This window comes from Paenalicyclobacillus ferrooxydans, assembly GCF_001399675.1.
Taxonomy (GTDB): Bacteria; Bacillota; Bacilli; order Alicyclobacillales; family Alicyclobacillaceae; genus Alicyclobacillus_B; species Alicyclobacillus_B ferrooxydans.
In genome coordinates this window covers 1-12,407 of sequence record NZ_LJCO01000100.1, presented here as the reverse complement: position 1 = coordinate 12,407, position 12,407 = coordinate 1, and the positions used below count along the sequence as shown (strand labels likewise).

Genomic DNA, 12,407 nt, shown 5'->3' with positions numbered 1-12,407 from the left:
ACGAGTCAGCAAACTGCTATGACAACTGTTGTTCAACGAAACTAGCTGCATTTTCATCTGCTGCAATCAGTAACAATGTATCGTCGCCCGCAATCGTACCCAGCAGCCCCTCAATTTGAATGCCATCCAGCATGGCGCCAATTGAATGGGCGTTACCTGGCAATACCTTCAGCACAAGCAGATTGTTGGCTCGGGTCATGGACACAAAAACATCCGACAGTTTTCTACGCAGCCCATCCAACGACACCGTTGTCGCAGTAACGGGAATCGCATATTTGTATCGTCCATGACTACCGACAACCTTGATCAGTTGCAACTCTTTGATGTCGCGTGACACCGTGGCCTGAGTTGCCCCATATCCCGCCTCTTCAAGGGCCGCAACCAGCTCGTCTTGGGTCTCAATCTCCCGCTGGCTAACAATCTCTTTAATCTTCATATGTCGCTTGTCTTTCACAACCTTGCCTCCCGCTCACTGCATCTTCACAACAGGTAAAACTTCCGTAACTCCGCCAAGGAACCCTCTTGATGCAACTTCCTTCATGCAACTTCCTTCATGCAACTGTCGTTCAATGAAACGACTCAACAACCACCCTGTCACGGCAAACCAACAACCGCCTTGTCAGGACTGAATCGACTTCCATTTGGTAAACGGCCAAACGACCATGTCTGCCCGTCCAATGATTGTGTTTCCGGCTACATACTTATGCACCCAGTATCGACTGTCCTCAGAAACGGATCGATTGTCACCAAGCATAAAGTAATGCCCTGCAGGTACGTGGTACGGGCCCCAATCACCGGGCGTCAACACTCCGTGCAAATAAGGCTCGGAAAGCTCTTTCCCATTGATATACACGTGCCCGCCGTGAATGGTGACGGTATCACCCGGCATGCCGATAATCCGCTTCACGTAGATCTGTGTCGGATCGTCCGGAAACGGAAACAACACGACTTCACCGCGATAAGGGGCTTCCGTTTCTGTCGCAATGTGATCGACCAATATGTAGCAAGGGTTGGGAATCGTAGGCCACATGGACGAGGTCGGCACCACAGCGAAACTCACAACCCATCTCATGATGCCTGCAGCTACAAGCCACCCAATGGCAATTGGCCACACCCAACTCCACAGCGTTCTCCACCAGGGCAGCCTGTCCTCCGATTCCGCCATAACGTCACCTCTATTTTCTGTCGCTTGTCTTGATGTCTCGAAATGCCTTCTTTAGTATGCAGAAATCGCGCAACGTTTTCCACCGTACCCGGTATCTCCACCCGAGTTGCTTTTAAAACCTCGGTTTCCTGACCTGTGATTTGGCACGCGCTTTGGCATGGTGCTTTGGCATGGTGCTTTGGCATGGTGCTTTGGCACGTGCTGTGGCATGGTGCTTTGATAAGGTAACGAACAAAATTTCCTCTGTGAGCCAAATTCCCCATAGATGCCTTTGATTAAAGCACCAAAATTCCCTTGTGACCTCTCCGGCATGCAATTTGCGCGCTCTGCGGCTGAACAAAGGACATTTTGTTCGTTGTCACCCGCTCGTTCACTCGAAGTCGGCTATCAACGAACATTTTTTCCTCTCCATCACGTGATACCCTGCTCATGTTCCACCTGATATCCTGCTCATGTTCACCTGATATCCTGCTCATGTTCCACGTGATACCCTGCTCAATCTTCCACGAGACGCCCTGCTCATGTTCCACGAGAACGAGATACCCTGCTCGTATTCCACGAACGCCATGCTAATGTCATTGCCGAATGTCCTGTACGATCTCGTTCGTTTGTTTCTCAAAGCTACTCCACAAGACCATTGAGTACCGGGAGCCGTGCTCTGACTCTTCTCTGATTATCGATCTTAATGAGGTTCCGAATCCCACCCATAAACACTCTCTCACATGACAGCAACCGAATGCGGAAAATTATACCACTATGGCGGTCAGTCTAAAACAAACCCCGCTATAACACGCCTGCCATAACCATACCTGCCATAACACGCCTGCACCAACCACGCCTGCCTCAATCACCCCTTCCACGAAGGCGGCCAAAACAGGGCCCGCGAAAACCCATGGCGGAAGGTGTTAAAATGGACACAGGAGGAGGCGTGAAGAGGTGGATAGAGAGCGGGCAATCCTACATATCGATATGAACGCGTTCTACTGCTCTTGTCACGCAGCCGCCGAGCCCAGCGTGTATGCAAATCGTCCTACCGCCGTGGCTGGCAGTCCCGAAACACGTCACGGAGTTGTTGTGACAGCCAGTTACGAAGCCCGCCAACTTGGTGTCCGTGCAACCATGACTGTTGCGGAGGCACTCCGTGTTGCGCCAAACTTAATCTTAATCCACCCAGACTTCTCGCTTTACCGAAATTTTTCGCGTCAAGTGTTTGATATTGTGCGATCCTACACACCCGTCGTTGAAGTCTTTAGCATCGACGAGTGTTGGGCTGACGTAACCGGCAGTTGGAGGATGGGATCTCCGGAAGACATAGCACAGCAGATTCAGGAACGCATTTGGCGTGAACTGTCGCTGCCATGCTCTATCGGAGTCAGTAACAACAAGTTCCTTGCCAAGATGGCCAGCGACTTTAAGAAACCACGCGGCATTACGTCCCTTTACACGAAGGACGTAAAGGACATGTTGTGGCCGCTGCCAGTGGGACAGATGTTCGGAATCGGCGGCAAGTCAGCAGAACGGCTCGACCGTGTCGGTATCCACACTATTGCAGGGCTTGCAAGCGCCGACGCATTCATGCTCTCGCGCCACTTTGGGCAACGCGGTCCCATCTTGAAGTCCCTGGCGAATGGTCAAGATGACGCACCTGTCCAAGAGGTGGCAGAACCGTCAAAAAGTATTGGTCACTCCATCACACTGGCTCGCGATTTGAAAGATTTCGACGAGCTCTGTACAGTTTTAATGAACCTTTCCGATCAAGTCGGTCGACGCGTACGCCGCCATCGTCTAGTGGGACGAACTGTGCAAATCACCATCCGGTTTACGAACCGACGCACAATCACACGTGCTCGTACCATGCCCGTACCAACAGATTTGTCCGAGTCTATTTACCAGACGGCCGTGGAGTTGTTGAACGAGAATTGGGCCCGCGGCACCCCTGTCCGGCTACTCGGTGTGACACTTGGTCAACTCTCCGAGCCTTCTGTTGAGATCGAAGTGGAAGGTGACGGAGTTCAGCTTTCCTTATTTGACGATCCCGCTCTCTCCCCTGCATCCGACACCGCTCCTGCGGATCAAGCGGATCAATCACAGCGTGATCGCTGGAAGAAATTATCCGCTGTGACTGATGCCCTGCGGGATAAATACGGAGAAGACATCGTGATTCGGGGACGTATGTTGCAGGATCCCGAGAGCGGCCAGATACGAAATCGAAAGATCCGAGGAACGTCCTTACAAAAGGATGAGTTGTCGAAGTCGGAATAAACCGGAACATGAGGTGAAGTCTATGGAACTGATGAATGGTGCTGTCGATCCGCTCTTAGCCATGCTGATTTGCTTGCTGGGCGCGGTTGGGGTGTTATTGTGGTCGAGACACAGCGGAGAATGATTCACTTGAAAAAGTCAGAGCACACTAAATGAAACAGCAACCTGAAAACATGAAAAAGCAGCCTGCCATGACCTATCCGTGTGCAGGCTGTTTCGATTGTCAGTCTGATGGTGCCGATCCGATGATTGCCCTACCATCGATTGCCGGTCCGACGACTGCGGGTCCGGACGATTGTGGGCTTGGTGGGGCCGTTCCGGTAACTCCCGATGGGATGATACCGCCCAAGGCCGGCTGGTCATCAGTCCCCTTGGCGCGTCCCTACCGAACCGAACGTTGTCTGACTGCTGGTGCACCTGTCGATTCCCTGGCAGCCATCCGCATCCCTCGGGACTCGAGCATTCTGCTTCGTTCTTTATCCGCCCCGACCAAAAAGTAGATATTGGCGGCAAGGGCTAGTACAGCAAACAAGATCCACACCATCGAGAACGTGCCAGCTACCCCATGTTCCAACTTGGGGATCCTTGGAATAGCGTACGCAACCATAGAAACCACCGCACACGTATATACGACAGCGCGATTTCTAGCGTGCGGAACATGTCGTAATTTTCGTCTCATTGTGTTCCCTCCCAACCTTGTGAATCCGTGGACATGTTGTCCACTCTCACTGTATGAGCTTGGCTGGACGTTTATGTCTTGGCCGCCTGCAATGCCCTTCTTGTCCGATGGTAATGGACCTCCGCCTGCCATGCCCTTGTCCATCAAGGCGACTTCCTGTCCATGTGCCCCTAGGTATAGAACACAGCTGTGTGCGGCACCTTAACACGTGGAGACATCAACTACCCGCGGTTTGCGGGATTGAGCGAGCCAAGTCTTCGAGGAGGGAACTGCTGTGGATACAAATTTACTTGAGAACTTTGATCGCTGGAAGGAATTCCTCGGTGAGCAAGTCGACAAGGCGCAAGCCATGGGGATGTCCAAGGAACGTATCACCGACGTTGCTTCAAAAATGGGCTCCTTTTTGTCAGACAAGGTGGATCCCAAGAATCCCCAAGAGCGTTTGTTGAAACAGCTTTGGGATGCAGGTTCACCCGATGAGCAGCATACCTTGGCTGGTCTGATGGTGAAAATGACCGACAAAGCGCATTGATTTTCATCAACTGCAGATGATGTAACAACAAACAGCGCGGCCCCTTCCATAAGGGATGCCGCGCTGTTTGTGCCAAGCACTATACCAGAGGGCTAGCCGTCTGTGTAACCGTTCGTTGCTTAGACCTCGTTAGACCTCGACTGATTCACCCGGCTCGAGTACTTTGCCTTTCAGTCCCTTCGCCTCAACAGAGGCTACATATGCATGTCCATCCTGAGCAATTAAATCGAATGTGTTGTAATGCATCGGAATGGTGAGTCCTGCATGTACCCATTCAGCTGCCTGCAGTGCGTCGTCAGGTCCCATGGTAAAATTGTCGCCAATCGGCAGCGCCGTGACATCAACATGCTCCCGATCGCCAATTAGCTTCATGTCACTGAAGAGGGCTGTGTCTCCCGCGTGGTAGAAGGTTTTGCCTCCCATCGTTACAAGGAGACCTGCTGGATTGCCGCCGTTCTTCACGTCGCCGCCAACCTCCAAGCCAGACCCGTGGAATGCAATCGTCAGCTTCACCGTACCAAATGGGAAGGTGTGCTTGCCCCCATGTGCAAGCGGATGGGCCTGATAGCCAAGTTCTCCAAAATACGAGGCTACTTCAAACGGTGCGACAATCACCGCATTGTTCGCCTTGGCGATGGCTTCGGTGTCACCAACGTGATCGCCATGGCCGTGGGTCAATAAGACCGCATCAACTTTGACGTCATCCGGTCCGATGTCTGCGCGTGGGTTGTTGCTGAGGAAAGGGTCGATAATAACCCGATGTTCCCCATCCTCCACTGTGAAACACGAATGTCCGTGATAAGTGAGCTTCATTCAGTTTTCCTCCTATTCTAGCCAACTTCCGGAAATTTCTTGTCCATTGTTGGACTGCAGGGCGGTGCGCCATCCCCTAGAAACGAGCCGACCCGAAATCCTGTTGCAACGATGAAAACTTGATCAGCGGCTTGATGGGGACGGATCGACACCCTTGTCCTGCGCCATTATATTTAAGTATAACGTATCGTCTCGCGGATGCGAGCGAGGAGACCCAAAATGGTGGTTGCGATTCCGATCGCTGCATTGCGAAAGTAAGAGGGATGGACTCCAGCGTAGTCAGCTCGACGGGCAGGCTTGAATTCGAGCCCAATCGGCATGCCCTACTTTCAAAAATTCGAGGATTGCTTGGCCGTAAGTGCTTTTTGACCAATTTTGACTTGAGGAAAATCTCTGCGTCTGCTACACTATTCTTCATTAATATGGATATCGTTTCACCGTTGACGAGGACGAGTAGTTCTTGCCCTACCCTGTCACAGAGAGTGGGGAGTGCTGGGAACCCCATACAGGAACAAGGATGAAAATCACCTCTGAGGTGTTTGCGGAAAGCTGAATCGGCGAGTACAGCAAACCGGGGCCTTCCCGTTACAGTGGGGCAAACTGGCGCAAGCACGGTCAAGAGTCTGGCCGCCTGCAAGGTTTGACAGATGGAGCGTCACACCGTGCGTTGAACCTTCGGAGGTTGCATCCGAGGTTTGCCGATCCGATGGTGGTTGACGTTAAGTTGGGTGGTACAGCGGGAATTCAACCCGCCCCTTCATGAGGGGCGGGTTTTTTGATCCACACTTTTGCGCACTGATTAAATCCACACTTTTTGATTCACCTTTTTGATTCACCTTTTTGATTCACCTTTTTGATTCACCTTTTTGATTCACCTTTTTGATTCACCTTTTTGATTCGCTTTTGGGTTCACTTTTTGGGTTCACGCTTTTTTGGTCACAAGTTTTTGGTGGAAAATTGTTGGTGACAATTTGTTGGTGCAAAGGTTGTTTTTCAACGACATCGTGCGTCCCGCAGTCTTACAAGTGGGCACCATTTGAACAAGGGAGGAATCATCATGCTGCAACGCGTAGACGCGAAAGAGCCTGCGAAAACCAGGGAGTCGCGCGTACTCGAATTTTGGAATGAACATCATGTGTTTAAAAAGAGCGAAGAGATTCGCGAAGGACAACCCGAGTTTGTCTTCTACGAGGGTCCACCGACGGCAAACGGAAAGCCTCACCCGGGCCACGTCCTAACCCGTTTAATGAAAGACGTCTATCCCCGCTTTAAGACCATGAAGGGCTTTCACGTCGAGCGGAAAGCCGGTTGGGACACGCACGGGTTGCCGGTGGAAATCGAGATCGAGAAGAAACACGGCATCAGCGGCAAAAAGCAGATCCAGGCGTTTGGCATCGAGCGGTTCATCCAGGAGTGTAAAGACAGCGTTTGGACCTACGAGAAGACGTGGCGTGAACTCACCGAACGACTGGCTTATTGGACCGATCTCGATAACCCATACATGACCCTCACCGACGACTACATTGAGTCGGTGTGGAATATCCTGCACACGGTGTATGACAAGGGCCTCCTGTACCAAGGCCACCGCGTCAGCCCGTACTGCCCGCACTGTGAAACAACGCTGTCCAGCCACGAAGTGGCACAAGGCTACGCGGACGTGAAGGACCTGACCGTCACTGCGAAGTTCCGCGTGACGGAGACCACAGCTTCCGGAGCTGGTACAGATGGCACGGATACCCCGACGTTCATCCTGGCCTGGACGACGACGCCGTGGACCCTGCCGAGCAACGTGGCACTCGCGGTCAACCCGAACCTGACCTACGTACTCATCCACTCGGCGGAACACGGCGAGAACTACTGGGTGGCCGAAGGCCTCAAGGACGGGTTCTTGCATGAGGGCGACAGCGTGATCGACCAGAAGACAGGGACAGAATTGCTCGGTGTGAAATACGAGCCGGTCTTCCCGTACGTAAAGGTCGAGGGTAAGAAGTTTGAAGTGGTCACCTCAAACCACGTGACCGAGGAATCTGGTACCGGTATCGTTCACATGGCGCCGGCCTTTGGCGAAGACGACTATCGCGTTTGCCAGGAACACGGCATGGTGTACTGCAACTTTGTCGACCTGACCGGCCGGTTTACCGACGACGTCACTGACTTTGCAGGTCGGTTTGTCCGCGATGAAGACGTGAACGTCGACATCGTCAAAGACCTTGCAGCCCGCGGCGTAATGTACGAAAAGCACAAATACGAGCACTCCTACCCACACTGCTGGCGCTGTGATACGCCGCTCTTGTACTACGCAATTGACAGCTGGTTCATCCGCATGACCGAAGTGAAAGATCAGGTCATCAAAAACTCGCAAGGCGTCAACTGGATGCCGGAGCATATCAAGGATGGCCGGATGGGCAACTTCCTTGACAACCTGGTTGACTGGAACCTGTCCCGCAGCCGCTACTGGGGCACCCCCCTCCCCATCTGGGTCTGTGACAAGTGCGGGGAGAAGGAATGCATCGGATCGCGCGCGGAATTGAAGGAGAAAGCAGGCCGCCTGCCGTCAGAGCTGCATAAGCCGTACATCGACGACATCACGTATGCCTGTTCCTGCGGCGGGACGATGCGCCGCGTGCCGGAGGTCATCGACGTTTGGTTCGACTCCGGGAGTATGCCGTTTGCGCAGTGGCACTACCCATTCGAACACCAGGACGACTTCCACCGCCTGTTCCCGGCCGACTACATCTGTGAAGCGATTGACCAGACGCGCGGTTGGTTCTACAGCCTGCTCGCCATCTCGACCTTGATGACCGGCCAGGCCCCGTACAAGAATGTGCTTGTGCTCGGCCACGTGGTGGATGAGAGCGGCAAGAAGATGTCGAAGTCAAAAGGGAACGTGATCGATCCGTTTGAAGCCTTTGACATGCACGGCGCAGATGCGCTGCGTTTTTACTTCCTGGTGAACAACCAGCCGTGGAACTCCCAGCGTTTCTATCACCGGGCTGTTGCGGAGAGCAAGGCGAAGTTTATCGACCTGTTGCAAAACGTCCATGCATTCTACGCGCTGTACGCGAGCATTGATGGATTTAATCCTGCAGATCACAACGTGCCTGTTGCAGAGCGGCCGTTAATGGACAAATGGATCTTGGCGCGAATGAACGACGTGGTCGACAAGATTGACCGGTGGCTGAACAAGTACGATGCAACGTCCGCAGCAAGAGCCCTGCAGGGTCTCGTCGATGACCTGTCGACTTGGTACATCCGCCGCAACCGCGAGCGTTTCTGGGCGCCGGGGATGGAGGCCGATAAGATCGCTGCATACCGCACCCTGTACGAGGTACTCGAAACAGTGGCAAAGCTGGCCGCTCCGATGACTCCGTTTATCGCGGAAGAGCTGTACCAGAACGTGGTCCGCACCGCTTATCCGGATGCACCGCTGTCGGTTCACTTGACGGACTTCCCGGTCGCTGACATGGCTCTGGTCGATAAGTCGCTGCTTGACGAGATGAGCGAGGTCCTTGACGTGGTTGAAGCAGGACGTCACCTGCGCAACGAGACGAAGATGAAGACCAGACAGCCGCTCTCGAAGCTGTATGTCTCGGCTGACAAGGCTGCCCTGTTGCAGAAGTTCACAGAGGTCATCAAAGACGAGTTGAACGTGAAGGAACTGGTTTACGCGGAGCTTGACGCTGTCGCAAAACCAGAGTTGTTCCTGAACCTGAAGGCAGTCGGTCAGGACTACGGCAAGCTGGTCCCGGTTCTGAACAAAGCTGCCAAGAGTGCCGGCCCGGAAGTGATTGCTGCATTCCGCGAAAAGGGTGAAGTTGAGCTTGAAGGTCAGCGGATCGGGCGCGAACACGGCGAACTGCGCTTCCACCCCGTGTTTGAAGGCATGCTGGTGACGACACCGCACGGCTTCGTTGGACTCGATACAACACTGACACCTGAGCTGATTGAGGAAGGGTTCGTGCGCGAGCTCGTCTCAAAGATGCAGATGATGCGCAAAGAGGTCAACTACAACGTGACCGACCGTGTCACATTCGCCGCATCCGGCGACGCAGAGGTGCTAAAGGTGCTGCGCGACAACGCGGAAGAGATTGCGGCAACGGTGCTGGCGTACGGGTTTGTGTTCGAGGGTGAACAGGCTAGCGTTGGCGCGGCTGGCGCGGCCGGGCAGGATGGGCAGACCGGGTCGGCTGGCTCGGCTGGCTTTGGCGACGGCGACCTCACCAAAGACTGGGACGTCAACGGCAAGCCGCTGCGCCTGACGGTGAAGAAGTAAGCCGGTTCGCGTTGGTACCGGCGCAAGGGGCTTACGCCGGGGGGGCGCAATGATTTCCGCGGGCCTGATCGACGCCGCGGGCGCCTCGCAATGAGCCACAGTGGCCGGTGGGACCGTGGAGCTGCCGTGCCTGGCAAGGCTGTGACGCCACTGTGGCTGGCTGTCAGGGCGCGCGGAGTCCCTGTGGCCAGTAGGGCCCGCGGAACGAACCAAATTTCCTTTATGAGCCGATTTCAGCGGAATCGGATCGACATAAGGGAAGAATTGTTCACTGTGCGGGTCAATCAGCCACCAAACGAGTAAAAATCAGGCGATAGAGGACATTTTGTACCTTGTTTGAGTGCCACTTGTTGAAAAATGGCCATTAACGGTAAAAATGTTCGCTGTTGCGGGAGCCGGGAGCCCGGGGAGCCCACCCCAATGACAAAGGCCCCGACCTCATGATAAGGGCCGAGGGCTTGATGCAGGACCCGGGAGCCCAGGCGCCCACCCCAGTGGCGGACCCGCCCGGCCGATTCGCTTGCGTTCTGGCCTTCGAACCGCATATAATATCGTCAACATCGACCGCTAGGGTCGCAACCAAAGTGCATTATGCCAGTGAAGAGCATCCAACTCGGAGGCATTTATGACCGGAGTTGAGCATCGGGAGCAGGACGCCAGACAGGCTGCGGGTGTGGTAGTCTCAGCTAGTACGCCCGCCTGCGATGGCCCTGCCCTGCCGCTCTCTAAGTAGATCGGGCCCGCCCGTTACCGCGGAACCAAAGGGGATCGATCCGATTCCACCCCATCCCAAGACGACACTCGTACGAGCGTCACGTGTGAGGTATGGCGGGGTGGCTGAGCGGATCGGTCAAATTGGGTGGCACCGCGAGCAAAAGCGCTCCTCGTCCCAATCGGATGAGGGCGCTTTTTGTTTTCTACTTTATCGTCCAAAGGAGAGTGGGCAGATGTTAGACATTCAGTTCATCCGTGACAACCGAGATACCCTGCAAGAGGTGGCAATAGCCAAGGGTCTTCAAGTGGACATGGGCAGGTTGATTCAAGTAGATGAGGCGCGCAGAGCTGAGCTGCGAAAACGGGAGACGCTGCGGCAGCAACGGAACCAGACCTCGAAGGAGGTCGCGCTCCTGGCAGGCTGCGGGCAGGCAGATGGGCCGGAGGCTGCACAACTGAAATCGCAGGTCCGTATCATCAACGAGGATCTTGCCGATGTGGAAGCACGGTGGAATGCTCTCCAAGCAGAATACGATGCATTGATGCTGCTAGTCCCGAACATCGTCTCGCCGGATACGCCGCAAGGTGCGTCAGACGCGGATAACGTTGAGATTCGACGAGTCGGCGAACTGCCTCATTTCGGTTTTGATTCGCTCGATCACGTCACCCTCGGCGAACGCCTCGATCTCATCGACATCCCTCGCGGTGTCAAGGTCGGAGGCAGCCGCAGCTATTATCTCAAAAACGGAGGTCTTTACCTGCACCGCGCTGTGCAGCAATTGGCCATCGATCTGCTCACCCAACGCGGCTTCACAGTCATGGACGTTCCGGTGATGGTGCGCGAGGAAGCCCTGAACCATACAGGATTCTTCCCTGGCGGTGAGTCGCAAACATACCGACTGCCGGCAGATGACCTGTGGCTGGTCGGAACAGCTGAGGCGCCGCTGGTCTCGTACTTCAGTGACGATATTGTCGACGTGTCCGATCCGATTCGCATCGCCGGCGTCTCCAACTGCTATCGGCGTGAGGCAGGAAGTGCAGGCCGTGATGTCCGCGGGCTTTACAGAGTACACCAATTCGCGAAAGTGGAACAGGTCGTTCTCTGTGAGAACGACCTGGAGGTGGCGGAGGGGCTCTTAAACGAGATCACGCAAAACGCCGAAGACCTTCTGCAAGCCCTCGAACTCCCTTACCGGGTGGTTGCCGTATGCACAGGAGACATGTCGCAGAAGAACTACAAGCAGTACGACATTGAAACCTGGATGCCGAGCCGCAACGCTTACGGTGAAACCCATTCGTCGTCGCTGTTGCTCGACTTTCAGGCAAGGCGATCGAATATTCGCTACCGCGACAAAAACGGCCAGTTGCAGTTTTGTTACACGCTAAACAACACCGCTGTCGCCAGCCCGAGGATCCTCATCCCCCTGCTTGAGGTCCATCAGCAGGAAGACGGCAGCATCCGCATCCCGAAAGCGCTCGAACCCTACATGAACACCGTAACATTAGGTTGAACCACGGAGGGTCCCACTGGGTAGACGGAGGCATCCTGAGAGCCGGGCAGGGCTAATGCACCCTAGAAGCAGGGGCGGAGGGGCGCTTGGGAACGCCGGGGCCCCTGAGCCGGCCCCCTGGTAACGGGACGATGGGCCGGCTGTTGTTGCCCGATGGCCGCTGAACCGAGCTTCTTAGTCGGTCTCAGCCTCTTAACCTTCCGGTTTTCCAGCGCTAAGTCGCTCCCAACGACTTAGCCTCGCTGTTTTTCGAAGTTAAGTCGGTGTGGCCCACTAGCGTTGCATTAACTTTTTAGTGGATTGTCAACGGGTACCCGTTGACAAATTAAACATTTTAAACCTTATGAAGATTCATGATTCTGTAACCCCTATACATATAAAGATTCCTTAGAATAGATGTACAGGTAGCCCTGTCCAAATCTAATCTAAGGAACCCAAGCATGAATAAGGGTATCATG

At 54.4% G+C, this 12,407-nt stretch carries 8 protein-coding genes and 1 other annotated feature; of the genes, 4 read left to right on the top strand and 4 right to left on the bottom strand.

All coding sequences use genetic code 11. The annotated features are described in order from the left end of the window. Window positions 1–16: 16 nt before the first annotated feature. On the bottom strand, window positions 17–454 hold the full coding sequence (argR, locus tag AN477_RS22040) for an arginine repressor (RefSeq protein WP_281176398.1): 438 nt from the start codon (window positions 452–454) through the stop codon (window positions 17–19). A gap of 165 nt (window positions 455–619) precedes the next feature. Further along, complete coding sequence (lepB, locus tag AN477_RS22035; protein WP_054971341.1) at window positions 620–1,165, bottom strand: signal peptidase I; 546 nt, start codon at window positions 1,163–1,165, stop codon at window positions 620–622. Window positions 1,166–2,101: 936 nt separating this feature from the next. Between lepB and AN477_RS22025 the strand changes: the two genes are divergently transcribed. Then, window positions 2,102–3,427: a DNA polymerase IV gene (locus AN477_RS22025; RefSeq protein WP_054971339.1), complete on the top strand. Its 1,326-nt coding sequence runs from the start codon at window positions 2,102–2,104 to the stop codon at window positions 3,425–3,427. A 382-nt stretch (window positions 3,428–3,809) separates the two neighbouring features. Here AN477_RS22025 and AN477_RS22020 read toward each other — a convergent pair whose 3' ends face one another. Beyond that, window positions 3,810–4,106 (bottom strand): hypothetical protein, encoded by a 297-nt coding sequence (locus tag AN477_RS22020; protein WP_054971359.1) that lies wholly within the window; start codon window positions 4,104–4,106, stop codon window positions 3,810–3,812. 274 nt (window positions 4,107–4,380) lie between these two features. Here AN477_RS22020 and AN477_RS22015 point away from each other — a divergent pair, with 274 nt between their 5' ends. After that, window positions 4,381–4,638 (top strand): DUF3243 domain-containing protein, encoded by a 258-nt coding sequence (locus AN477_RS22015; RefSeq protein ID WP_054971338.1) that lies wholly within the window; start codon window positions 4,381–4,383, stop codon window positions 4,636–4,638. Window positions 4,639–4,767: 129 nt separating this feature from the next. Here AN477_RS22015 and AN477_RS22010 read toward each other — a convergent pair whose 3' ends face one another. Beyond that, the gene (locus AN477_RS22010) at window positions 4,768–5,451 is read right to left on the bottom strand and encodes a metal-dependent hydrolase (protein ID WP_054971337.1); all 684 of its coding nucleotides are present in this window, start codon (window positions 5,449–5,451) and stop codon (window positions 4,768–4,770) included. A gap of 431 nt (window positions 5,452–5,882) precedes the next feature. Further along, window positions 5,883–6,211 (top strand) — a binding site (T-box leader). Between the two features lie 297 nt (window positions 6,212–6,508). Here AN477_RS22010 and ileS point away from each other — a divergent pair. Next, window positions 6,509–9,724: an isoleucine--tRNA ligase gene (gene ileS / locus AN477_RS22005; RefSeq protein ID WP_054971336.1), complete on the top strand. Its 3,216-nt coding sequence runs from the start codon at window positions 6,509–6,511 to the stop codon at window positions 9,722–9,724. Window positions 9,725–10,671: 947 nt separating this feature from the next. Continuing rightward, on the top strand, window positions 10,672–11,949 hold the full coding sequence (gene serS / locus AN477_RS22000) for a serine--tRNA ligase (protein WP_054971335.1): 1,278 nt from the start codon (window positions 10,672–10,674) through the stop codon (window positions 11,947–11,949). Window positions 11,950–12,407 lie beyond the last annotated feature (458 nt).